This is a genomic window from Flavobacterium pallidum (assembly GCF_003097535.1).
Lineage (GTDB): Bacteria > Bacteroidota > Bacteroidia > Flavobacteriales > Flavobacteriaceae > Flavobacterium > Flavobacterium pallidum.
In genome coordinates this window covers 2,876,048-2,900,660 of the sequence record NZ_CP029187.1, presented here as the reverse complement: position 1 = coordinate 2,900,660, position 24,613 = coordinate 2,876,048, and the positions used below count along the sequence as shown (strand labels likewise).

Below are 24,613 nucleotides of genomic sequence, written 5' to 3'. Positions count from 1 at the left end.
CATGAAAAAAATACTGCTTTTATCCGACACCCACAGCCATATCGATGAAAAGATACTGAAATATGCCGCGCAGGCTGATGAAATATGGCATGCCGGCGATATCGGTGATTTGATTGTCACGGATACTTTAAAGAAAATCAAGCCGCTTCGTGCAGTTTATGGCAACATTGATGGCGACAAGGCGCGCATGGAATTTCCGCTGCACAACCGTTTTTTCTGTGAAGGTGTTGATGTGTGGATCACGCATATCGGTGGTTATCCGGGGAAATACAACCAGGAAATCCGCAATGAAATCACATTGTATCCTCCGAAACTTTTCATTTGCGGGCATTCGCATATCCTTAAAGTGATGTTTGATAAGAAACTCAGTCTTTTGCATATGAACCCCGGAGCCTGCGGAATCAGCGGTTTCCATCAGGTCAGGACGATGTTAAGGTTTGTGATTGATGGGGAAAAGATTAGCGATCTGGAGGTGATTGAATTAGGGAAGAGATAGTTTACAGTCGCAGTCACAGTTTTCAGTAGCTGCCAACTACAAAAAAAGCCCGGACTTTCATCCAGGCTTTCCTTCGCACTAATAAACTAAGTTTATAGGTTTACCTCAACCGGTCGGCAGATTTTACGAGATCTTCATCCTTCTTGATGGCTTTATTGGCTAAGACCAAAAAAACGATAGCAACAATAGGGAGGAACATCCCAATACCCTTCTCAGGAACCTTTTGGGTTACTCCGGATACAGTTAGCGAGCGGTAAACAAATAATCCTAATAAAATTAAATTCAATATGATATTCAGCCTGTTCATCACAAACTGGTTTTGTCTTTTTGCATAAGAAATAATTGCCATGACGGAAAGTGCCGTGCTTAACCCGAAAAGGGGCACATAAATTCCCTCTGACATAAAGAATACGTCCTTCCCGTCGACTTTCCATAAAGGAAAAACAAATGGCAACGCGCCCGTCACGATCAGTGCGATAGCCATATAAACAGTTTGGATTCTTTGCAGCATGCTGTTGTAATTTCAGGCACAAAAATATATTTTCTTTTTAATAATTACTATTGTATGCTGAAATATTATTCGTATTATTGCAGTATAGAACCGTAAGTACTTCATTCTTCGGTATATTCATTTTCAAAAAAAATTCACCACCATCCATTCCGAATTACTCTACTTAATTAATTCAAATAACATTCATGTTTGATATTTCTGCATTAAAAGAAATGAAGCTTACTGAGCTTCAGGAAATTGCCAAATTGGTTAAAAACATCAAAACTGCAGGCGTAAAAAAAGAAGCATTGATCGAGAAAATCCTCGCAAGTCAGTCCGCTTCCGCAGAAACGTCTCAGCCCAATACGGCACCTGCAGCCGAAGAGACAAAGTCTAAACGAATCAGGATTACAAAGAACGATAAAGAAGCTGTCGACGGGCCAACTCCGGAAATACAGCACAAGGCACAGGAAAATGCTACGTTATTTGACGAAAATCCAGTAATGGCAAACGAAACCGTTCCTGCCATACCACAGCAGAAAGACCGTAAAAATAAATTCGAGAAAAACAAGTTCGAAAAAAAGAACCGCACCAATGACCAGCCGGCTCCCGTTACAGAAAATGAATCTGTAGTTTCTGAGCCACAGCCGGAAACAGAACCGGTTCAGGGGAACAAGCCGAAGATTGTTGGTAAAAGTCAGCATCCGAACCAACCCGATTCGCAGCCGAGCCGTGCGCAGCCAAATCAGAAGCAACAGCATCAGCAAAACCCGAATCAACAAAACAACAACAATTCCGCCCAAAATGCTAATGGAAACCAGAACGGAAATAATGCTCCGAATGGCAACCAGTCCCGTGGCGGAACCGAAAGGAACGAAACCAACCCGAATTTTAAGGGCAAGAAAAACAATTTCCGGGATTCAGATTATGAGTTCGACGGAATCATTGAAAGCGAAGGCGTACTGGAAATGATGCCAGATGGCTACGGTTTCCTGCGTTCGTCTGATTATAATTACCTGGCTTCACCGGATGATATTTATCTGTCGACTTCACAAGTCCGCCTGTTTGGTTTAAAAACCGGAGACACCGTAAAAGGCGTAGTGCGTCCGCCAAAAGAAGGGGAGAAGTTTTTTCCATTGGTAAAAGTGTTGAAAATCAACGGGCATGATCCTCAGGTAGTCCGTGACCGTGTGTCTTTTGAGCACCTTACCCCAATATTTCCACAGGAAAAATTCAGGCTGGCCGAAAAAGGAAGCTCCATTTCAACGCGTATCATCGATTTGTTTTCGCCAATCGGTAAAGGACAGCGAGGCATGATTGTAGCACAGCCAAAAACCGGTAAGACAATGCTGCTCAAGGATATTGCCAATGCCATTGCATCCAACCATCCCGAAGCGTATTTATTGGTGCTGTTGATTGACGAACGCCCCGAGGAGGTTACAGACATGCAGCGCAACGTCAGGGGAGAGGTGATCGCCTCGACTTTTGACCGTGAGCCGCAGGAACACGTGAAAATTGCAAACATCGTTTTGGAAAAAGCAAAAAGACTGGTGGAATGTGGGCACGATGTGGTGATCCTTTTGGATTCGATTACGCGTCTCGCAAGGGCTTATAACACTGTTCAGCCTGCTTCAGGGAAAGTACTTTCGGGAGGTGTTGATGCGAATGCCCTGCAAAAACCGAAACGTTTCTTCGGTGCAGCCCGTAATGTAGAAAATGGAGGTTCCTTAAGCATCATTGCTACAGCATTGACCGAAACGGGTTCCAAAATGGATGAAGTGATTTTTGAGGAATTCAAAGGAACCGGCAACATGGAATTGCAGCTCGACCGAAAAATTGCAAACAAGCGTATCTTTCCGGCCATCGATCTTACGTCTTCAAGTACGCGTCGTGACGATTTGCTGTTGGACGAAAAAACATTGCAGCGTATGTGGATCATGCGCAAATACCTTTCTGATATGAATCCTGTGGAAGCCATGGATTTCATCAACGATCGTTTTAAGAAAACGAGAAATAACGAGGAATTTTTGATTTCTATGAATGATTAGAAGCTACTGAGCTGCTGAGCTTTTCCGACAGATTTAAAAAATATAAAATAAAAAACCTGACAGCATAAGCGCTATCAGGTTTTTTTATTTTTGCATTCAGTAACTCAGTAACTAGTTCACAATTACTTTCTTCGTCGTTGATTGGTTGTCCGAAGTCATTTTCAATAAATAAAACCCGGTAGGAAGATTACTGAGTGTGTAATTGTTGTTGTCCATAACTGGTTTTACGATTTTCTGCACCAGTTGGCCATTCAGGTTGATCAGTTCGATTTCATCCAAAGCGACCTTAGCCTGGATGTTGATCTTATGGTCTTTTGACGGATTTGGATACACTGCAGCCTGATCCAGCGTATAGTTTTCCATGCCAAGGAAAACGGCAGGCCAACGGTTTTCCGCAGCAGGGCCGCCCCAGATTACAGTGGCAAGGTATGGATTATCAATAAATGGGTTACGGTTTCCCTGCCCATACGTATTATTTGCATTTCCAAGATAAGTATTTCTTTGGTCTTCAACCGCCGAAACCGGATCTTCAGCATTCCATTGCAGGAACAGTTGAATCATGTTGGAATCATTAGTCAATACGGTTCCCACACCTACATTTTTTGGCAGGCACCGGTCATCGTAACGCAGGTACATGTACATCATCATCCTTGCAATGTCTCCTTTCCAGTTGTCTCCGGGATACCAGCCTCCTGTTACGGCACCTGAATTTCCGCTGCCGGCAGCAAATTTTTTACTGGCACGGCTTCCGTTGCGTTGTACATCGGCTGCCCTTAAATGGTGTGCATCAGAGCCCGGGCCTGAAGTGCCAAGGTCAGGAGTTCCTATAGATTGTGCGTAAGTATGTTCGCGGTTCCATTCGCCAACAGCACCGCCGTTCGAATTTTTATCCCTGGAGAGATCATTGGTCACATCCCCGTCGCTGCCGTTTTCCCAGCCATAAACCAAAAGTACGTTTGAAGAATTATTAGGATCTTTGTCAGTTATTTTCAAAGCGTTCCAAATCCCTGGTGTATAGGACAATTGCTCTGTGTGTGTCGTGATGATTTTTGTCGCCAGGGCATTTTTCATAGCCGTTCCCGTAAGCGTCCAGTTAAAACCGTTATAATAAGTTGCAGGAGCACCCGCCTGAGCGATGCTTAAAGCCGTGATAAGCAAGGCGGTAAGCGATAGTATTTTTTTCATATTTAAAAATTTCAGCCCGCAAATGTATATGCTTTATTTGAATTATTTAAAATTTTAACGGCTGATTGTAAAAATGTTGCGGAATATACCAACATAGCCTCTCGGTTGCTTACAAATTAATTTACGATAATTTTCTTAACCGTCGATTTATTGTCAGATGTGATTTTAAGAAGATAAAATCCCTGAGGCAAATTATCCAGGGTGTATACGCTGCTTTTTGATACAGGATTTTCGATGCGTCGGATAATCTGCCCGTTGATGTTCATCAGCTGAAGCTGGGTTAAATGGAACCCTGAACTGATATTTACCTGATGGTTTTCTGCAGGATTCGGATAAACCGATACACTTTCCAGATCAAGGTCTTCCATATCCAGCGGCGCTCCCCAGATCATGCTGACGTAATTGTTATTGTCCACAAACGGATTCCTGTTCCCCTGGTATTGGTAAACATCATTGTTCCTGTCAATTTCCTTCTGGCTGACAGGATCCATGATATTCCATGTCAGGAGGATGTTCAGGAAAGGCTGTGCAATGACCGTTCCGGAATTATTCGGTGTAAACATCGCATAGCTGTTCCAGTTTGCAATGATGTTCTGGTATCGGGTTGTAAAATAAAAATAGATTCTCGCGATGTCGCCCTTAAATTCATCAATCGGCTCAAATACCGTTCCGCTATATCCTGCTGAATAACCACTGTTTAAATTGCTTCCAAGTTTTGATCCATTAGTAGTAGGATTGGTGATCCCGCTTTGTGAGACCAATGTATTTGCTACACCAAATGGATAATTGCTGCGGAAATTATTCACCCTTCCGTCCGTCGGTAGCAAATGATGGGCATCACCGCGCATGGGTGCTGACTGGCTGAAAACAGATTGCGGAATGACGTGCTCCGGGTTATAGCAATCCCCTTCACTATTATAATTCCCGCAAATGTCATTAGCCTGATCCGGCTGGTAATTGTAGGCATCAGCTCCAGCAGGCTTTTCCGAATACGGATCTAAAATAGTGTTATCATCCTCATAATAAATATCGATATCATGTGACGTGAAAAAATTATCGATGGCATTATACCCCTGATCGTTATGATTCTTGATGATATTGTAAAGCTGGGTCTTTAGTGTAAGTCCGGTTCCGGTAGCCGAATTGTAATATCCTGCCGGTGGTTGGGAAAATCCGACAGTAATACAAAAAATAAGGATTAAGGTATATATTCTTTTCATAATTTCAGGATTAAGCTTTTCTTTCGAGCAATGCCATGTAGAAACCGTCAAAACCGGATTCACTGGCGAGGATTTTTTCATCTTTTACAAAGGTAAAGTTTTTACCGTTTTCTGTCGTAAGGAAATGCTTGATTTGTTCCTGATTTTCAGAAGGTAAGACCGAACAGGTAGCGTAAACCAATTTCCCTCCGGGCTTCACGATACGGCTGTAGCTTTCCAAAACCTCCGCTTGTACCTTACGGATGTTATCGATAAATTCCGGCTGTAATTTCCACTTGGCATCAGGGTTCCTTTTCAAAACACCCAATCCGCTGCAGGGCGCGTCAATCAGGACACGGTCAGCTTTTTCCTGTAATTTCTTGATGACTTTAGTCGAATCGATAATTTTATATTCGATGTTGAAGGCACCGTTTCTTTTGGCACGCAGCTTCAATTGTTTCAGTTTGCTTTCGTATAAGTCCATCGCAATCAGCTGCCCCTTATTTTCCATGAGCGAGGCAAGGTGCAGCGTTTTTCCGCCAGCACCAGCGCAGGTATCCACAACGCGCATTCCCGGTTTTACATCGAGGTATGCCGCTACAAGTTGCGAACTGGCATCCTGGACTTCAAACAATCCTTCTTTAAAAGCATCTGTCAGGAAAACATTAGCACGCTCCTTTAATACCAAAGCATCAGGCTGGTCTTTAAGGAATTCGGTTTCAATATTCAGATCCATCAGGATGGCGTGCAGCTTTTCTTTTGTGGTTTTTAAGGTATTGACACGCAAAATCACTTTTGCAGGCTGGTTTTGAGCGGCAATTTCCTGTGTCCATTTCTTTTCGCCCAATTCTTTTACACCAATTTCATCCATCCAATCGGGAATGGATTCACGGAAAGTGCGGATTTTCGACAATTCATCGAAACGCCCCTTGATTTTACGCTCCGGCGTGCCTTCCAATTGCCTCCAATCCGGGATCGGGTAACCCCTCAACACGGCCCAAACCGCGAATACCCTCCATATATCATCACGGTCGAAAGGTTCTTTTACGCCTGCGATTTCAGCATATAACCGTTTCCAGCGCACGATTTCATAAATCGTTTCGGCCACAAACTTTCGGTCATGGCTTCCCCAGCGCTTGTCTTTCTTCAAAGCCCTTGCAACGACTTTATCTGCATATTCCCCCTCATTGAAAATAGCGTTCAGTGAATCAATCGTGGTATAAACTAAGTTTCTGTGTAATCTCATTGTTGTATTTAAAAGGGTGCAAAGGTAATCTTTTAGTCTCAGTTGGCGGTCTCAGTCGACAGTAATCTGCAAACTGTTCGCTGCGATTGCCTGCTAATCATGCTTTCCGTCATAATACACATGCCATTTTCCCTGCACTTTCATCACTTGTTCAATCACGTCTCGGACGGCACCTTTCCCGCCATCCTTATGCGAAATGTATTTGGAGATCTCCCTGATTTCCGGACTGGAATCCTTCGGGCAGGTCGGTAACCCGACTAATTTCATTACATGGTAGTCCGGGATGTCATCACCCATATACAGTACCTGCTCAGGCTTGATGGCGTATAATTCGGTATATTCCTTAAAGGTATCGGTCTTGCTGGGACAGGCCAGGTAAATATCGGTGATCCCCAGATTGCGCAGCCTGATGCGAACGCCTTCGCTGCTGCCGCCGGAAATAATGCCTACGTGATAACCGGATTCCACGGCAGCCTTCATTGCAAATCCGTCGCGGATGTTCATCGTACGCAGCATTTCGCCGCTTTGTGTCACGTGTACGGTACTGTCGGTCAATACGCCATCGACATCAAAAATGAATGTCGTGATGCCGTTCATGATTTCTTTATAACTTTTTGCCATGTTGTTGGATCGATTCGGTTAAAATATGGTAAATGTCTTTTTTATAATCTGATAAAAAGGCTTCGTGGGCGGCAATGGTCTTACTGTCGTTGCGTTTTGCAGGCCCTGTTTGCGCTTCGGAAGGGGAGAGTTGCAGTATTTTTGAAGCCGTTTCGACAATCAGCGGTTTAAGGATATCAAACGGCATTTGGTTTTCGCGGCAGATTTCATCTGCAATCTGGTACAAATGATTGGTGAAATTGTTTGCAAAAACAGCTGCAACATGCAGTGCTTTCCTTTGGTCTGAATTGATCGCATAAGTTTTATCCGAAATGGCCCTTGCAGTTCTTTCCAAAAGCTGAAAATCAGCTGCAAACTGCGCTTCTATACAAATCGGGATTTCCCGGAAATCAACTGCCTTGTTTTTACTGAAGGTCTGCAGCGGATAAAAAACGGCTTTGCGGTTATCATCGCCTATCGTTTCCAGTGGCATGGTACCTGATGTATGCGCTATCAAACGGTTTTTAAAAGGCAGTTCACCTGAAATTTCAGCTATAACGCCATCGGTGACGGCAATGATGTACAAATCCGCTTCTTCCAGTGCAGCAAAATCATGAACCAATGAAATATTTTCAGGTAATGTAATACCAGCGTCTTTCTTTCTTGAAAAAAGTTGTATCAATTCTACCGAGTCGCTTTTGGCGAAAGCCTGAACCAAATGCCCGGCGACATTTCCGGAGCCAATAATACTGACTTTTATCATGCCGCAAAATTATTGAAAAGTTCGTGATTACACCGCATCAGTAAGGAAACTTTCGATTGTGACCGACTTTTCAAGGATGCGATGCACAGGGCATTTCCCGGCAATATATTTGAGGCGTTGGCGCTGTTCTTCATCCAGGTTTCCTGACAGTGTAATATGCTTGATCATATTAGCGGTATTTTCCTTAATATCATGGTCATAGGAAATCTCAACGTAAGCGCTTGTTAAATCCCACTCCTTCCGCTGCGCATACATCCGGATGGTAATAAGGCTGCAGGAAGCAAGGGAAGCTGCGAGCAGTTCGCCAGGATTAAGGCCTTGGTTCGAGCCTCCTTTTTCCGCTGGTTCGTCGGCGATGATTTGATGGGAACCCTTAATGTGGGTAGTATAATTCGTTGTGCCGATCCTGGCTGAAATCCTGACCATAATTGTTTGTGTTGATTTTAATAAAAATACAATAAAAGCTTTAATAAACGGATTCGGAGAAAAGAAGATTTTCAATCCCGATTTTAACAGAATAATACAGTAATCAAAATTACTTACGTAAGATTTTTGCGTACTTTTGTCCGACTTTTTTACGCAATAAATTTTCCAAATAAATGGATCATAAAATACTCTCCCGCCTGGCTTCTTTTTTCTTTTCGACACGTTTAATGGCGGTACTTTTCCTGTCTTATGCCATAGCCATGGGAGCCGGGACATTCATCGAAAATGACTATAATACCGCGACAGCGCGAATCTGGATTTACAACACCTGGTGGTTTGAGTTGATCCATTTGCTGTTTCTGGTAAATTTTCTTGGAAATATCAAACGGTACCAGCTTTACAAAAAGGAAAAATGGGCCACGCTGATCTTGCACCTGGCGTTTATTTTTATCTTAATTGGCGCCGGAATAACCCGGTACATCAGTTATGAAGGCATGATGCTGATACGTGAAGGTGCAAAAACGAACGAGTTTTATTCCGAGAAAAATTACCTTACCGTAAGCATCGACGGCCAATATAAAGGCGGATTGAAACGCAAAATCAAGGAAAAGGAATTGCTGATGTCGCCGGTAACGAACAACGATTTTTCCATCAGCGACAAATTTGCAGATATACCATATGAAGTAAAATATGTAAAATACATCATGAACGCCAAGCCTGAAATCAAGGCCGATAAAAATGGCGTTTTATACCTGAAGATGGTTGAAGCCGGTGGCGGCACGCGCCATGAACATTTCCTGAAGGAAGGGCAGGTGGAGGAAATTCACAACCTGCTTTTTGCATTCAACAAGCCCACACAGGGCGCAATCAACATTACCGGTGATGCTTCCGATCTCACCATACGCACGCCTTTTGAGGGGAATTTTATGCGCATGGCGGATAAGATGCAGGGTAAAGTAGTCAGGGATTCTGCACAAAACCTGATGCTGCGCTCACTCTACAATGTGGGTGGCGGCCAGTTCGTTTTTCCTGAGCCTGCGATTAAAGGCATCGAGGATTATGTTTCAAATAACGATTATAAGGATAAGGAAACCGATGATGTCCTGGTCGTAAAAGTCATCGCTGAAGGGAAAGAAAAAGAAGTCGCCTTAATGAGCGGCATTACCGATCCCGGGAAGACTAAAACCTTCAATTCCGGGAATCTGGAATTCACTTTGTCTTTCGGGAATAAAATTTACAACACGCCGTTTTTTGTAAAACTCAACGATTTCATTGCTGAAAAGTACCCGGGAACGGAAAAAAGTTATTCTTCATTTGAAAGCAAGGTGACGGTTTTAGACACTTTGGATGGCAGTAAAGAGAAATTCGACGCACGTATTTTCATGAATAATGTATTGGATTATAAAGGATTCCGTTTCTTTCAGGCTTCTTATGATCCCGATGAAATGGGCACCAGATTGTCGGTAAACCACGATTTTTGGGGTACGACGATTACTTACATTGGATACTTTATGCTTTTTTTCGGGCTGATGGCGATTATGTTTACGAAACATTCACGCTTTGCGGACCTGAAGCGCAAACTCGAAAAAGTCAAGGACAAGAAAGCCAGGCTATTGATGCTATTGGTTTTATTTTTTGGATTAACCGTCAATGCACAGCACGAGCAGCGTCCGCCAACGCAGGATGAAGTGAATGCGATCCTGACCAAATACAAGGTAAGTGAAGCGCATGCTTCGAAATTCGGGCGTATCGTCGTGCAGGATGTAGGCGGAAGGATGAAACCTGTGAATACTTTTTCTTCCGAATTGCTGCGTAAAGTGAGCCATTCCGATACTTATAATTGCATGAATGCAGATCAGGTGTTCCTGTCGATGACACAGTTCCCTAAACTTTGGTATGAGGTACCGATCATTTACATCAAACCCGGAAACGACAGCATCCGTAAAATCATCGGCATTCCGGCGGAACAGAAGTTTGCGCGTTTCATCAACTTTTTTGACAAAAACCTGAATTACAAACTCTCGCCATACCTTGACAAAGCTTATGGTGCGGTGAATCCGACGCAGTTTGAAAAGGATTTTGTAGAAACGGACAAAAAAATGAACCTGATGAATTCGGCTTTGTCTGGGACCATTCTCAGGATTTTCCCTGTTCCCGGCGATAAGAACAACAAATGGATCGCTTCCGCAGAATTGGGGATGGCACACATCACCGGGATGGATTCTGTTTTTACAAAACAAATTGTACCGATTTACCTGAATTCATTGGCAACGGCCGCAATCAATAAAAAATATAAGGAACCGGATTTTTACCTTGACGGCATTTCGAAATACCAGAAGAAATACGGCGCGAGAGTGATGCCAAGCGAGGATAAAATCTCATCCGAAATATTATATAACAAAATCAACATCTTCCGGAACCTGTTTTTCATGTACATGACCGCGGGAATCCTGATGATGATTTTCGTAATTATCCGGATTTTCAAGGAAAATAAGTTTATGCGAATCCTGGTCAATATGATGCATGTTATTGTCGGCCTGCTTTTCGTAACACACACCGTTGGATTGATTGCGCGTTGGTATATTTCCGGGCACGCACCGTGGAGCAACGCATACGAAGCCATTGTTTATGTAGCCTGGGCCACGATGTTCTTCGGACTGGCATTCGACAGGAAATCGAAACTGACCGTGGCCGCATCTGCATTTGTAACCTCTATCATTTTAATGGCAGCTTATGCGAATTGGGTCGATCCTGAAATTGCCAACCTGCAGCCTGTACTGAATTCGTATTGGCTGATGATCCACGTGGCGGTAATTGTGGCGAGTTATGGCCCGTTTGCGCTCGGGATGGTATTGGGCTTCGTTTCATTGTTGCTGATTCTATTCACCACCGAGAAGAACAAGGAGAAGATGAAACTCAACATTCAGGAGATCACATACATCAATGAAATGTCGCTTACGATTGGTTTGGTGATGCTGACGATTGGGAATTTCCTCGGCGGGCAATGGGCCAATGAAAGCTGGGGCAGGTATTGGGGCTGGGACCCGAAGGAAACCTGGGCATTGATCAGTATTATGGTGTATGCGTTTGTCATTCATGCCAGGTTCGTACCCGCACTTCGCGGTAAATGGATCTTCAACCTGATGAGTATGTTCGGGTTTCTTTCGATTTTGTTTACTTATTATGGTGTGAATTTCCACCTTACCGGCCTGCATTCCTATGCAAGTGGTGAAGCCAAATCACTTGATTGGATGTGGTACAGCATGATTTTTATTGCTGTTTTGGGATTGATTACTTACAGCAAGCAACGGAAGTTTTATAAAAAGTAAAATGTTATCAGCAACTTTATACCAAAGTGGCAGGATGTTTGAGCAGCAAATAAAAATAAATGCTGTAAAAATTCCCCACGTTGTTAAAAGTAATTCCACTGTAAATGCAATTGGTATTGATTTTAAGAATTGTTGTGGATTTTACGTAATAACATGTTCTGAAAAATGAGTATTTTTACCTTAGGGGAAGGGAAGATACAATCCCTAAGAAATTAAAATCTTTTTGCATTGCGCAAAATCCACAGCATTTGTTAAAGTTTGGCATGGCATTAGGATTTAAAAAGTTTCAGAAATTTTACGCTAACAGTTTGAGAAATAAAAAAGGCTCCAATAATGGAACCTTTTTTATTTATAGTAGTTGGTAATTTAAACTTTCACCACGCCTAAAGTATACAGCTGCTCCATCGTTGGCGTGGCACTTCCGCCGGCAGGCTCGAGCGTAATCCCGAATCCCTGTGGCGAAGCGGTGCTGTCAACGGCAAACATCTTGTGGTCATTGGTTTTAAAGTCGGCTAACAAACCAATGCTTGTAGGTACCAGTTGCGGACTCAGCTGCAATGACCATATCTGGTACACTTTTCCTTCCGGTGGCTCCGGCAATCCGCTGGCATCGACATAAACCGCCTGTGTGGATTTATTCCAATAGATCCTGGCTTTGGCTTCGGGCGCTACGGTTTGCCCTCCGAGCGGTATGATTACATTATTTTCATCACGTATGAAGGCAAGCATGTTTTCCGTGTTTTTGCTTTTGGCCTGCATGGCATCCATATCGCCCTTCATTTTAGTTTTTTCAGCTTCTACGGTTACGACCTGGTTTTTGGCCGATTCATTTTGGTCATAGAAATAATAAGTGCCGGCAAGCAACAATATTGCCGCCGCCCAACCGATGTAAGATCCGGCATTGCTTCGTTTTTTGATGTCAACAACACCCTGATGCTTTTCGATGAGCTGTCTGCGGATGCGGTCAAAATTAGCTGCAGACAAGTAAGGCGACATACTGAAAGAGAGGCTGATGACAGCTTTTTCAATAGATAAAATCTCATCCCTTATTTCCTGGTGGTTTTGGGCCATTTCACCGACTTCCTTCATTTCATCATCGGTCAGATTCCCGAAAACGTAAAGTTCTAAAATCCCTGATTCTATATATGTTGTAATTTCCATTTATACCTGTAAAAAGTTTCTCAAATCATTCATACAATTCCTGTTCTGCGTTTTTACCGTGCCCAGAGGGATTTCAAGTTCTTCCGATGCTTCCTGTTGCGTGTAGCCTTTAAAAAACAACAAATCAATAATCTGGATGCACTTTGGCTTTAATTTCTTGACAAATTCCCTGATCCCGATCGTGTCGATACGGTTGGTCAGTTTATTGCTGTCATCAAGCAGATGTACGAAATTATCTGCACTCAGGTTTTTACGGCTGTTGTTAAATCCTTTCGAACGCAGTTTATCAATGGTGGTATTCCGTGCAATATTCAGTATCCACGTGAAAAATCTTCCTTTGCTTTCATTGTACGTTTCGATGTTCTTCCAAATCTTTACAAATACTTCCTGAAGCACGTCTTCAGCTTCTTCACGATCGCGTACGAGATTGTAAATCACACCATATAGATTCTTGGAATACATGTCATACAATAGCGTAAATGCACGGTCATCTTTCTTCAAAACAAGCGGCAATAATTCTTCCTGGGTCATTTCGTATGGATTTATGTTCCATACAAACATATAAATTCTTAAGTAAAAAAGGAAGCATTGTCTTAACAAATCGGAATTTGGCTAAACAAAAATGAAAGAATGGAATTTGAAATTTTATATTCCACAACTTTTAATTACTTTTAGCTAAAATTTTTAAGATGAAAAAAATCACTTTTTTAGCCACATGCCTGTTATGCTTCAGTACACATTTTAATTTTGCGCAGCAGACAAATATAAGTTCCCAACCTATGGATGATACCCCGAAAGCCCAGCCCAAAAAACTCCATGATTTTAACGCCAGGGATATTGAAGACAAGCAATTCAATTTCTCCACGCTGAAAGGCAAGAAAGTCATGATCGTCAACACGGCATCTGAATGCGGTTTTACACCACAATATAAGGAACTGGAAGAGCTGTACCAACGCTATAAGGACAAGAATTTCGTGATTATCGGATTTCCGTCGAATGATTTCGGCGAACAGGAACCCGGGACCAACAAGGATATTGCCGCTTTCTGTAAAAAGAACTACGGTGTAACTTTTCCTATGATGGCAAAAGTATCTGTAACTGGCAATAATAAAAACAAGGTATATCAATTCCTTACGGAAGAAAAGCTCAACGGCCTGCGGAATTTCGAAGTAAAATGGAACTTCCAGAAATTCCTGATTGATGAAAATGGCAATCTGATAAAGGTGCTTGAATCCAAAGTAAGTCCGCTCGATCCCGCAATCACTTCATGGATTGACCCGCCTGCAGATTCAGCGCCAAAGAAAGAATAAATTAGGAGCCTTCGGGCTCTTTTTATTTTATGATCAGTTGCATCAGTACCAGATCGAGCCAGCGCCCGAATTTAAATCCGACTTCACTCAGGGTTCCCGTGATTTCAAAACCAAATTTTTCATGAAACCCGATACTGTCTGCATTTTCAGCATCGATGCAGCCAATCATAACATGGTAATTGCCTAGTTTTGCGAGCTGGATCAATTCGGCCAGCAATAATTTTCCCACACCACGGCCCTTGAATTCCTCTGAAACATACACTGAATGTTCGATGGTGTGCTGATAAGCCACCTTCACGCGGAAACTTCCATACGTGCCAAACCCTGCAATTTCACCATCGATTTCCGCTACGATTACAGGATAGCCATCGGCTTTTTTCTCGGCAAACCAATCCTGCTGTTGCTGCAGCGTGCGCGCCTCATAATCATATATGGCAGTAGAAAATAAGATGGAATGGTTTACGATTTCCAATATCGCAGGAATATCTTCTGTAGCGGCATTTCGGATGGTAACAGCCATATCAGTTGATGTTTAATTCTTTAAAAAGGGCATCTGCTTCCTGCGAATTCCAGCCGAGATTTTTGGTGAGCTCTTTGGCTTTCCGGGCATAGATGGCCGCTTGTTTCCTGTCGTTGGCTTTGAGGTATAATTTTGCCAAAATGATATTTCCATCATAAGAATCCATGAGTTCCAAGGCATGTTTTGTCCATTTTATGGCATCAGTCAGGCTTTCCGGATCGGCCAGGTGCTGCAGGTAAACATTCGCAATCTCCTTAAGGATTTTCTGGTTTGTCCAAACGTACTTTTCCACACCGTCAATAGTGGCTTTCTTATAATTTTTCCAGTCACCGGTACGCTCAGCCAGCATCATATCATAGGAGAAGACCAGCGAATCGACTTTACGCAACTGGATTGATTTTACCTTTATGCGCTGGGATTTATAGCCTATGCTGTCCATATTTGCCACAAATGGATCCAGCATTTCCGTTACGATATTTTCGATTTTCCGCTGTACACGCAAGGGCGATGCTACTGCTGCAAACTGATCCTGATGTTTTAATACGTATCGAAACTCGCGCGAATCAACATCTGTGACAGCGTTTGCAATGATACGCCAGTTTATGGCGCTCGGAAGTTTTTCCTCAGTCTGCGTCGCCAGATAAACATGAGCTGCGGGGGAAAGTGCCTTCCTGTCGCTGCCTTTTCTGAGTGTAATAAGGTAAGCAAGGCATTTATCAGCATTCGTTGGGTCGGCATAAAAAGCATCTTTTAAATAAGGAAGCTGCTTTTCAGGAATCAGCGCGTTTTTGGCTTCAGCCAATAAATCATCTGCTTTAAATTCACCAGTAAGGCTGTAAAGCAGCGTCTCATTCCCGTCGATGAAAAGCAATCCGGGAAAGGCCTTTAAGCCAAATTTTTTCCGCAATTCGGGGCCTTCGCCTTTTTCACCGTCAATCATTACATTAATGAAAGTTGAGTTGAAATAATCTCCAATTTTATCGTCAGTAAAAACCTCATGCCTCATTTTCTCACAATGCGGGCACCATGTGGCATAAATCATGTAAAACAAAGGTTTGTGCGTGGCTTTTGCTTTAGCGATGGCCTCTTTATAAGGGATTTCCTCAAACTGCACCCCGTTTTGCGCGACAGAGCTATTCATAAAAAATAAAACCAAAAGGCACTTAAAAAAATGATTCATATTGCATTTTTAGGAAAACAAATTTAATCAAAAAGTTTGCAGAATGATGGCTGCCATGAGTGCTTTAACGCTAAATAATTCGTAAATTTGCGATACAAAAATTCCCAGATGACCTTCCCTAAAATCCCTTTGGCGCAAAGCATAATCGAAATTTGCGCATTGAAAGGAATCCGCCACATCGTTATTTCACCAGGATCGAGGAACGCGCCGCTTACGATCGGTTTCGCAAGCCAGCCACGATTCAAATGTTATAGTATCGCCGATGAGCGCTGCGCGGCTTTTTTTGCGTTGGGAATGGCGCAGCAATTGCACCAGCCGGCAGCTTTAGTGTGTACTTCGGGGTCGGCTTTGCTCAATTATTACCCGGCGTTTGCGGAGGCATTTTACAGCCAGATCCCGCTTGTTGTGATTTCTGCCGACAGGCCGCTCGATAAAATTGACATTGGCGATGGGCAAACGATCCGGCAGCAAAATGTATATGCGAACCATTCGCTTTACAATGCCAATCTTGTAGCAGACGCTTCCGCAGAAAATGATGCGGCTATCAATACAGCGATTGATATCAGCATCGTTAAGAGAGGACCTGTGCATATCAATGCGCCGTTTGAAGAACCTTTGTATGAAACCGTTTCAGGAATTTCCGTAAACCCGATTGTTTCTGAAATAGAAGCAACAACTCCTGTAATTGGTATCTCAGGTCAATTTGCTGAAATATGGAACAATGCTTCGAAAAAACTGGTGCTTGTTGGGGTAAACGACCCCGGAATTATCAATGAAAACGCAATTCGGTTTTTTGCCGAAGACCCTTCTGTGGTGGTCATGACCGAAACGACGTCAAACCTGCACCATCCGTCTTTTATCAACAACATCGACACCATCATTACGCCATTTACAACCGATGATTTTGAGACCTTCAAACCTGATTTGCTGATTACATTTGGTGGTATGGTGGTTTCAAAACGCATCAAGGCTTTCCTGAGGAAATATAAACCTGAGCATCACTGGCACATCGATCCGTTGCGGGCGTATGATACTTTCGGGGTTTTGACGCAGCATTTTGAAACTGCTGTAAATGATTTTTTTAAAAATGTTGCTCCGGTAGACAAGACAACAGATAGCCATTACAAAGCTTTAGGGCAACGTCTCAAAGATTTAAGGCATCAACGCCATAACGACTATTTATCAAAAATCCCATTTTGTGATTTCAGGGTTTTTGCTCGAATCATTCCCGCACTTCGTAAAAATTCGCAGTTGCAGATCAGCAACAGCGCAGCCATCAGATATGCACAGTTAATCGAAATTGACCCTTCCATTGAAGTGTTCTGCAATCGCGGTACAAGCGGGATTGACGGCAGCACGTCAACAGCTATTGGAGCGGCAGTGGCTTCCAAAAAACAAACCACATTGATTACCGGCGATATTGGTTTTTTGTATGACAGCAATGCGCTTTGGAACCATTATATCCCGGAAAACTTCAAGATTATCCTTGTCAATAACGGTGGCGGCGGCATTTTCAGGATTTTGCCTGGGCATCAGGAAACGCCGGTTTTCAACACCTATTTTGAAACGGAACATGATTTGACGGCAGAACATCTTGCGAAAATGTATGGATTTCGTTACATCGCGGCTGCTGATGAAAATTCCCTTGAAAAAGGGATTTCAAACCTATTCGCATCGGATGATGAACCTGCAATTCTCGAGATTTTCACTCCGACATCGGTAAATGATAGCGTTTTATTGCAGTATTTCCGGGAACTCACCTGATTTTTTTGCCTTCCAGGCTTGCCTGTATGATTTTTTCCAAACGTGAAAACTGCGTTTTTTCCTGCTTTGCGGCCATCAGCCAATGGATGATGATTTTTTTGTAAGAAGGCGCTTGCTTATCAAAGAATTCCCATGCTTTTTTGTTTGCCCTGAATGCTTTTTCCAAACTCTTATCCAATTCCTGCAAAGGCTTTTCAAAACCATAAATACCTGTTTTTTCAGGCTTCCGCAGATTATAGGCCGCCATTCCCGATTCGTGCATCAGCCCTTCTGAAATGAGTTTTTCCGCTTTCCTGATGTTGACGTTGCTCCAGATGCTGTTTGGTTTTCTGGGTGTGAAGCGCCTCGTATATGAAATTTCGTCAACGGGTTTGAGGTGGCCGTCAATCCAGCCAAAACTCAGCGCCTGGTCTACGGAATCTGGCCAGTTCATACTGGGTTTTCCACTGTTTACGCGATAATAACCGACGATTAATTCGGTGCATTTGTCGTGGTTTTTTTCGAGCCATTTCCTGAAGTCGGCTGCGGTTTCAAAAAAGAGAGGATTATTATTGCTCAAAATGTAAAGTTTAAGGATCGGTTGGGATGCCTAATTTAAAATTTAAAATCCACAATTTAAAATAATTGATGGCATGCGACTAATTTTAAGCCTTTCAGTATAAAACCAAAGCAACTTCGTACCTTTGCCACCTGATTTTACAACGATGATCGAGATAGGAAAATACAATACGTTACAGATTTTAAGAAGTACGAAAGTCGGCTTGTTTTTAGGCGAAAGCCCCGAAGCCGAAGGTATTTTGCTTCCCAATAAATATGTGCCTGAACAATATGAAATAGGGGATATGATTGCGGTTTTCGTATACCTCGACCATGAGGAACGCCCGGTTGCGACGACTTTAGAGCCTTATATGGTGCTGAATGAATTTGCATTGCTGCGTGTTAATTATGTGAATAAGGTAGGCGCATTCCTTGACTGGGGACTGGAAAAAGACATTCTGGTGCCGTATCGTGAACAGGCGCGACCGATGGAAAAGGGCAAGCGCTATCTTGTGCATTTGTACCTGGATGAAAAGACCAACCGTTTGGTCGCATCGAGTAAAATCAATCAATTTTTGAGCAATGAAAACCTTACGGTACAGGTTGGTGATGAAGTAAACCTTATTGTTTCACATATTACAGACCTTGGGATCAATGTTATCATCAACGAAACACACAAAGGCCTGCTGTATAAAAATGAGGTTTTTGAAGACGGTGTCCGCACGGGAGATCACGCTATCGGTTATATCAAAACGATCCGCCCGGACAACAAGATTGATGTGTCGCTGGAAAAACCCGGTTATGAAAAGATTGAATCGAATGCGCAGAAAATCCTGGACGAACTCAAAGCCAGCCGTGGTGGTTTCCTGCGATTAAATGACAGCAGCGATCCTGAAGATATTAAGACCGTGTTGCAGATGAGCAAGAAAACGTTCAAGCAATCGATTGGGGCGTTATACAAGCAAAAACTGATTGATATAAAAGAAGACGGGATTTACCTTTTGTAATATGTCATTGCACCAATTTCATAACTGGACACAGGATCTGAACGAGGAAGACAGCCGTCATCCGGTATTGTTTATTGGTCACGGTTCGCCAATGAATGGCATTGAGCAAAATGAATTTTCTGAAGGCTGGGCGAAAATGGGCCGGGAAATTCCAAAGCCTAAGGCTGTGCTCGTTATTTCTGCACATTGGCTTACACAGGGCACGCACATCACCGCGATGCCAAATCCGAAAACCATCCACGATTTCGGCGGATTTCCGAAGGAATTGTTTGAAGTGCAATATCCTGCGCCGGGGGAACCTGCCTTGGCGGAAGCCACTAAAAAAATCATCACTAAAACTGATGTCGGACTCGACCACGATTGGGGTTTGGACCATGGCACCTGGACCGTCGTGCGCCATATGTATCCTGATGCGGACATTCCTGTGCTGCAATTAAGCATTGATTATGCCAAACCGCCGCAGTATCATTTCGAACTGGCGCAGCAGCTGGTTTCCTTACGTAAAAAAGGCGTGCTGATCATCGGCAGCGGCAATATGGTACACAATTTAAGGATGGTCGCCTGGGATAAATTAAACGAGCCCGAATACGGTTTCGATTGGGTTATTGAAATGAATGATGTTTTCAAGGAAAAGCTTGGTAAATGCGACACATCATCGTTGATCAACTATGAAAAACTGCATGCTGCGGCAAAATTAGCGATTCCGACTCCGGATCATTATTATCCGTTGCTATATGCGATGGCGTTACAGCAAAATGGTGACGATATCCGATTTTTTAATGATAAAGCCGTTGGCGGTTCCCTGACGATGACGTCGGTGAAATGGGGTTAACAAACCTGGATCCCGGGATTTATCTGCAATAATAATTTTACGAATGCTTCCTTATTATCCGGCGAAATGAAAATATCGTCGAATGTATTGAAATGTATTACAAATCCCCTGTTGCTCAATCCGGGTTTTAATGTACTGTATTTTACAAACGAATTGTTCTCTTCGATCTTCCGGATTTTTGAAATGTCAATCTTTCCCCTGATCGGCCCTGAGCGATAAAATAAAATCTCCCCGTCAACGGTATATTTTGTATCCAGAACCATCGAAATAAAAAACGCTTCAATCAGTAAAACAATTACCATCGGGATTATTAGGGTACCTTGTTCTTCCTGGAATGCAGCAAAAATGATGGGTATCGGCAATGCAATTACCAATACCCACATGATGATCATTGTCGCAGTACTTTTAGCAGAACGAAAAACAGTCATTATACGCCCAATTCTTTTTTGGTTTTCTTAAGCAGCCCATCTTTGTGTACCAAAACCGAAATCGCTTTCAGGCGCACATAAGGAACGCTCATATAAACGAATCCTGAATGCGGGCCTTTGCTTCCCCACGAATTTTTCACTTTATAATACATATTGCCTTTCTGGTCTTTCACTTTCCCGACGATGTGCATCAAATGATCATCAGTGGTGTCGAAATTCTCAAATTCGGCCTGGCGGAAATCCGGCGTGATCTGTCTTTCAGGCTTGATTTCTGTCAGGATTGATTTCTTATCGGCATCATCGGCTGGGATTACCGCCAATTGTTTGTCTGCTGAAAAAGTATCTTCGGTAACATCGATATCCAAAGCCAGAGTATAGCCTTTATCAATGGCGTTGTCGATATTCTGCATGAATTCATCCAAAGGCATGTTGTAGAAACTTCCGTTAGAAAAATTGTCCGGAATGTCAAGAATGAACGGTTTATAATACGGCTCGTTAATATAAGACGAAATTGTCACATAATCCTGGAGTTTCAGTTTTGTCATTTCCAGGAAGCTTTTCGGCGTGTACATTTTCCCCTGGTAATTGAATTCGGTAACCGATTTTCCTAAAGTTTCATCAAGCACTTTCTTGACTTCACTTTTCCATTCAGGTGATAATTTTTTTCCCGGATCGGCATAACCTTTTAACATTTTTTCAAGTTCGGCGACCATCTTGGCATGATTGTATTTTGTGGCGCTTCCCGTCAAGCCGGTGTAGGCATCTTCCGGAACAACGCCAAATTCCTTAGCACTGTTGATGACATCATGCGCCAAACCGCCTTCGCCGAATTGCGCATGCCCCTGGCGCATGACATACGTCCATGCTTTTTTATCATAGGTATGCCTTACATTAAACATTTCCGAAAGATCGATCGGCTTTCCTGTAATCCTGATGATTTCGGCTTCAAGGAAAGAGGTGGTGGAGAAGCTCCAGCAGGTTCCGGTCTGGTCCTGCGAAATAATTGGTGTTGCTTCAATATCTTTAACAGTTTGGAATTCATAGGCTTGGCTGTAACCGCAAAATCCGATCGACAGCAATGCTAAGCTGAAAATGCTTTTTTTCATTTTATTTAAGTTGGTTTTTGTTTATTTAAGTCTGAAAAATGGTTTATTTTTACGCTAAAATAATATAAATATGGCTCAAATACAGTGGGAAACTGTTAAAGATTTTGAAGACATCACTTACAGGAAATCCAATGGCGTGGCGCGCATCGCGTTCAACCGCCCGAATGTAAGGAATGCTTTCCGACCGAAAACCACGAGCGAATTGTACCAGGCTTTTTATGACGCGCAGGAAGATACTTCGATAGGCGTGATTTTGCTTTCCGCAGAAGGGCCTTCAACAAAAGATGGCGTTTATTCTTTCTGCAGCGGCGGCGACCAGAATGCCCGCGGCCATCAGGGGTATATTGGTGACGACGGGCAGCATAGATTGAATATCCTTGAAGTGCAGCGTCTGATACGTTTTATGCCGAAAGTCGTCATTGCCGTAGTTCCAGGCTGGGCAGTAGGTGGCGGACACAGCCTGCACGTGGTTTGCGATATGACTTTGGCCAGTAAGGAACACGCGATTTTTAAACAGACAGATGCCGATGTAACGAGTTTCGATGGCGGTTACGGTTCTGCTTACCTTGCTAAAATGGTAGGGCAGAAGAAGGCCCGTGAGATATTTTTCCTAGGGCGCAATTATTCTGCCCAGGACGCTTTTGAAATGGGGATGGTCAATGCGGTAATTCCCCATGCGGAATTGGAAGATACGGCCTACGAATGGGCCCAGGAAATCCTGCAGAAATCCCCGACCTCGATCAAGATGCTTAAATTTGCGATGAACCTTACCGATGATGGCATGGTCGGTCAGCAGGTTTTTGCCGGCGAAGCGACGCGCTTGGCTTATATGACTGAAGAAGCCAAGGAAGGCCGCAATGCATTCCTTGAAAAACGCAGGCCGGATTTCGGGAAAAACAAATGGCTGCCGTAAGGACAGTTGGCAGTAGCAGTGTTCAGTTAACAGACAGAAAATATGGAAAATTTTACGAATAAGACAATTGATACGAAGCAGCTTCCGAGATTCGAAGCCGTTGAAATGACCAGACTCCATCGCTTTTATTGCAAAGTCATCATGATTAACACTTTAATCGTGATGATTATCGTAGGAATCGCTTTGGGTTTTGCTTCCTATAATATTGAGGAATGGGTGGAATATCAGATGGAAATCAGCCTTGCCTATGTAGTTTTTACCATTATATTGCTGCTGTTCCTGCGCTTTGGATTTAAGAAGAAAGCCTACGCATTCCGTGAGCACGACGTGATATTCAGGCGGGGTGTAATTGCTACAAATACCATCGTAATTCCTTATAACAGAGTGCAGCATGTCTCGTTACATGAAGGGTTTATTTCACGGATGTTCGGTCTGGCGAAAGTAGAAATATTTACTGCAGGTGGTGGTTCGAGCGATATTGAAATCCCCGGTATCGAGAAAGTGGAGGCCGAAAACATCAAACAGCTCCTGATGGGCAAAATTCAAAAAAAGCTATAATGAAACCCGATTTCAGTCAGCCGCAAAGGCAGTCCGCAGTTGGGATCATCGTCATGTTCTTCGATACGGTGAGGCATTTGGCCAAGGCATTATTCCCTATCCTGATCGTATTGGTGATCAACCCGAAAATCCCACAATTATATGTTGGGGCTGCAATCATTGGAATATTAGTCTTTATCGGCGTTATTGCATGGCTGAAGTACATCAATTTTACTTTTTTCCTGGATAGTGAGCATGACGAATTTGTCATTACCGAAGGCGTCCTGAATAAATCCCGAACCACCATTAACCTCAATAAAATACAACAGGTCAATATTAAGCAATCACTGATCCAGAAGATTATCGGCGTGCATTCGCTCGATGTCGATACTGCCGGTTCTTCAAAAGAAGAAGTCTCGATTAAAGCCATATCACATGCGATTGCCACTGATCTGAAAACGCGTCTTCTCGAACATAATTTCAGTAAACCGGTTGTAGAAGTTTTTTACGAAACAGGTGAGGCATTCCAGGATAATATTGCCGAATCGCCTGTGCCATTCGTAAAAATCAGTTTTCCCAGCCTGCTTAAGATGGGCATCACATCGAATTATGTAAAAAGCTTCCTGCTGATGCTGGCCTTTTTCTTTTCGACCTATGAAAATGTGAAACAGGTTTACGGCGGCGATAATATCGATACTGGCCGGATAGACAGTTATGTTTCGCAATTTACTGTGGTTGAATTGATTATCGTTGTAACATTGTTGATTTTTGCTGTGATTATCATCGTTAACGTCTTCAGGATGGTGTTGCGTTATTTTGATTTTACGATTCAAAAGCAGCAAGGCACACTGTTGCTTTCCTTTGGTCTATTGAATACCAAAAGTACCATCCTGAAACCTGAAAAAGTACAGATTGCTGTCGTTACGCAGAATTATTTCCAAAAGAAAATGGGCATCCTCCAAATGCGCATCCGCCAGGCAACCAGCGGTGAGAAAGAGCAAAAAAATACGGCTATCGAAATCCCGGGCTGCAATGCCGCCGAACGCGATGAAATCTTAAAACTGATGTTCCATTCGCTTCCGCAGAAAGGGCTCATGTTGCTGCCGAATTGGCGCAAGCTCGTATTTTCGATATTCCTGACCATAGTAATCCCGGTTTCCGGATTTTTCTTCATCAAAAGTTATAGCGGTACTGAAAATGAAAACCTGTATTATTTTGTCGGTATTTATATTGTGTTGCTGGCCCTGCTGCAATACTTCAAATTCAGGAACAACCGCCTTTTTATTCATGATGATTTTATCATAAAACAAAGCGGGGCATGGGATATCAGCAACGAAATCATCGAGCCTCAGAAAATCCAGGCGGTTACCACATCGCAATTATTCTGGCATAAGAATCTCAACATTGGTTCTGTAACCTTGCACACCGCAGGCGGAAACATCAGCTTTCAGCTCGGGAATTTTGAGACCATCAGAAGTTACGCGAATTTATGGCTGTATGAACTGGAAACGTCCGACAGCAATTGGATGTAGTTAA

The 24,613-nt window shown here is 43.1% G+C and carries 24 protein-coding genes; 10 read left to right on the top strand and 14 right to left on the bottom strand.

The window, feature by feature from the left end; genetic code table 11:
- Position 1: 1 nt before the first annotated feature.
- On the top strand, positions 2–496 hold the full coding sequence (locus HYN49_RS12020) for a metallophosphoesterase family protein (RefSeq protein ID WP_108904341.1): 495 nt from the start codon (positions 2–4) through the stop codon (positions 494–496).
- A gap of 100 nt (positions 497–596) precedes the next feature.
- On the opposite strand, the gene HYN49_RS12015 is transcribed toward HYN49_RS12020, so the two are convergent.
- Positions 597–1,007, bottom strand: coding sequence for a DUF4293 domain-containing protein (locus tag HYN49_RS12015; protein WP_108904340.1), 411 nt, complete (start codon positions 1,005–1,007; stop codon positions 597–599).
- A 185-nt stretch (positions 1,008–1,192) separates the two neighbouring features.
- Here HYN49_RS12015 and rho point away from each other — a divergent pair, with 185 nt between their 5' ends.
- Positions 1,193–3,034 carry a transcription termination factor Rho gene (gene rho, locus HYN49_RS12010; protein ID WP_108904339.1) on the top strand — a complete coding sequence of 614 codons (1,842 nt, stop codon included), beginning with the start codon at positions 1,193–1,195 and terminating at the stop codon, positions 3,032–3,034.
- A 111-nt stretch (positions 3,035–3,145) separates the two neighbouring features.
- Here the strand turns inward: rho and HYN49_RS12005 are convergent, their stop codons facing one another.
- The 6 genes from HYN49_RS12005 to HYN49_RS11980 form a co-directional block, all read right to left on the bottom strand.
- Positions 3,146–4,219 (bottom strand): endonuclease, encoded by a 1,074-nt coding sequence (locus HYN49_RS12005; protein ID WP_108904338.1) that lies wholly within the window; start codon positions 4,217–4,219, stop codon positions 3,146–3,148.
- 116 nt (positions 4,220–4,335) lie between these two features.
- The gene (locus HYN49_RS12000; protein WP_108905061.1) at positions 4,336–5,439 is read right to left on the bottom strand and encodes an endonuclease; all 1,104 of its coding nucleotides are present in this window, start codon (positions 5,437–5,439) and stop codon (positions 4,336–4,338) included.
- Positions 5,440–5,449: 10 nt separating this feature from the next.
- Complete coding sequence (locus HYN49_RS11995) at positions 5,450–6,664, bottom strand: RsmB/NOP family class I SAM-dependent RNA methyltransferase (protein WP_108904337.1); 1,215 nt, start codon at positions 6,662–6,664, stop codon at positions 5,450–5,452.
- Between the two features lie 93 nt (positions 6,665–6,757).
- Complete coding sequence (locus HYN49_RS11990; protein WP_108904336.1) at positions 6,758–7,285, bottom strand: KdsC family phosphatase; 528 nt, start codon at positions 7,283–7,285, stop codon at positions 6,758–6,760.
- Positions 7,269–8,027, bottom strand: coding sequence for a Rossmann-like and DUF2520 domain-containing protein (locus HYN49_RS11985; RefSeq protein ID WP_108904335.1), 759 nt, complete (start codon positions 8,025–8,027; stop codon positions 7,269–7,271). The genes HYN49_RS11990 and HYN49_RS11985 overlap by 17 nt, the downstream gene beginning before the upstream one ends.
- 27 nt (positions 8,028–8,054) lie before the next feature.
- Positions 8,055–8,453 carry an OsmC family protein gene (locus tag HYN49_RS11980; RefSeq protein WP_108905060.1) on the bottom strand — a complete coding sequence of 133 codons (399 nt, stop codon included), beginning with the start codon at positions 8,451–8,453 and terminating at the stop codon, positions 8,055–8,057.
- 173 nt (positions 8,454–8,626) lie between these two features.
- On the opposite strand from HYN49_RS11980, the gene ccsA reads away from it, so the two are divergent.
- Complete coding sequence (gene ccsA / locus HYN49_RS11975) at positions 8,627–11,782, top strand: cytochrome c biogenesis protein (protein WP_108904334.1); 3,156 nt, start codon at positions 8,627–8,629, stop codon at positions 11,780–11,782.
- 366 nt (positions 11,783–12,148) lie between these two features.
- On the opposite strand, the gene HYN49_RS11970 is transcribed toward ccsA, so the two are convergent.
- Positions 12,149–12,943 carry an anti-sigma factor gene (locus HYN49_RS11970; RefSeq protein ID WP_108904333.1) on the bottom strand — a complete coding sequence of 265 codons (795 nt, stop codon included), beginning with the start codon at positions 12,941–12,943 and terminating at the stop codon, positions 12,149–12,151.
- Positions 12,944–13,474, bottom strand: coding sequence for an RNA polymerase sigma factor (locus HYN49_RS11965; RefSeq protein ID WP_108905059.1), 531 nt, complete (start codon positions 13,472–13,474; stop codon positions 12,944–12,946).
- A 158-nt stretch (positions 13,475–13,632) separates the two neighbouring features.
- On the opposite strand from HYN49_RS11965, the gene HYN49_RS11960 reads away from it, so the two are divergent.
- Complete coding sequence (locus HYN49_RS11960) at positions 13,633–14,253, top strand: glutathione peroxidase (RefSeq protein WP_108904332.1); 621 nt, start codon at positions 13,633–13,635, stop codon at positions 14,251–14,253.
- A 22-nt stretch (positions 14,254–14,275) separates the two neighbouring features.
- On the opposite strand, the gene HYN49_RS11955 is transcribed toward HYN49_RS11960, so the two are convergent.
- On the bottom strand, positions 14,276–14,773 hold the full coding sequence (locus tag HYN49_RS11955) for a GNAT family N-acetyltransferase (protein WP_108904331.1): 498 nt from the start codon (positions 14,771–14,773) through the stop codon (positions 14,276–14,278).
- 1 nt (position 14,774) lies between these two features.
- Positions 14,775–15,953 (bottom strand): thioredoxin family protein, encoded by a 1,179-nt coding sequence (locus HYN49_RS11950; RefSeq protein WP_245892178.1) that lies wholly within the window; start codon positions 15,951–15,953, stop codon positions 14,775–14,777.
- A gap of 108 nt (positions 15,954–16,061) precedes the next feature.
- On the opposite strand from HYN49_RS11950, the gene menD reads away from it, so the two are divergent.
- Positions 16,062–17,717: a 2-succinyl-5-enolpyruvyl-6-hydroxy-3-cyclohexene-1-carboxylic-acid synthase gene (gene menD / locus HYN49_RS11945; RefSeq protein ID WP_108904330.1), complete on the top strand. Its 1,656-nt coding sequence runs from the start codon at positions 16,062–16,064 to the stop codon at positions 17,715–17,717.
- On the opposite strand, the gene HYN49_RS11940 is transcribed toward menD, so the two are convergent.
- Positions 17,710–18,276 (bottom strand): YdeI/OmpD-associated family protein, encoded by a 567-nt coding sequence (locus tag HYN49_RS11940; RefSeq protein ID WP_108904329.1) that lies wholly within the window; start codon positions 18,274–18,276, stop codon positions 17,710–17,712. The two genes, menD and HYN49_RS11940, sit on opposite strands and share 8 nt — an antisense overlap.
- Positions 18,277–18,421: 145 nt before the next feature.
- On the opposite strand from HYN49_RS11940, the gene HYN49_RS11935 reads away from it, so the two are divergent.
- Together HYN49_RS11935 and ygiD are read left to right on the top strand one after the other, a co-directional pair.
- Positions 18,422–19,261, top strand: coding sequence for a CvfB family protein (locus HYN49_RS11935; RefSeq protein WP_108904328.1), 840 nt, complete (start codon positions 18,422–18,424; stop codon positions 19,259–19,261).
- Position 19,262: 1 nt separating this feature from the next.
- The gene (gene ygiD / locus HYN49_RS11930) at positions 19,263–20,093 is read left to right on the top strand and encodes a 4,5-DOPA-extradiol-dioxygenase (RefSeq protein WP_108904327.1); all 831 of its coding nucleotides are present in this window, start codon (positions 19,263–19,265) and stop codon (positions 20,091–20,093) included.
- Here the strand turns inward: ygiD and HYN49_RS11925 are convergent.
- The gene (locus HYN49_RS11925; protein WP_108904326.1) at positions 20,090–20,521 is read right to left on the bottom strand and encodes a PH domain-containing protein; all 432 of its coding nucleotides are present in this window, start codon (positions 20,519–20,521) and stop codon (positions 20,090–20,092) included. The two genes, ygiD and HYN49_RS11925, sit on opposite strands and share 4 nt — an antisense overlap.
- On the bottom strand, positions 20,521–21,627 hold the full coding sequence (locus tag HYN49_RS11920) for a C1 family peptidase (RefSeq protein WP_108904325.1): 1,107 nt from the start codon (positions 21,625–21,627) through the stop codon (positions 20,521–20,523). The genes HYN49_RS11925 and HYN49_RS11920 overlap by 1 nt, the downstream gene beginning before the upstream one ends.
- Positions 21,628–21,697: 70 nt before the next feature.
- On the opposite strand from HYN49_RS11920, the gene HYN49_RS11915 reads away from it, so the two are divergent.
- Genes HYN49_RS11915 through HYN49_RS11905 form a run of 3 tightly spaced genes read left to right on the top strand, consistent with a single transcriptional unit; the run spans position 21,698 to position 24,609 of the window.
- The gene (locus tag HYN49_RS11915; protein ID WP_181368955.1) at positions 21,698–22,540 is read left to right on the top strand and encodes a 1,4-dihydroxy-2-naphthoyl-CoA synthase; all 843 of its coding nucleotides are present in this window, start codon (positions 21,698–21,700) and stop codon (positions 22,538–22,540) included.
- A gap of 42 nt (positions 22,541–22,582) precedes the next feature.
- Positions 22,583–23,098, top strand: a complete 516-nt coding sequence (locus HYN49_RS11910; RefSeq protein ID WP_108904324.1) for a PH domain-containing protein — start codon at positions 22,583–22,585, stop codon at positions 23,096–23,098.
- Complete coding sequence (locus HYN49_RS11905; protein ID WP_108904323.1) at positions 23,098–24,609, top strand: PH domain-containing protein; 1,512 nt, start codon at positions 23,098–23,100, stop codon at positions 24,607–24,609. The genes HYN49_RS11910 and HYN49_RS11905 overlap by 1 nt, the downstream gene beginning before the upstream one ends.
- Positions 24,610–24,613 lie beyond the last annotated feature (4 nt).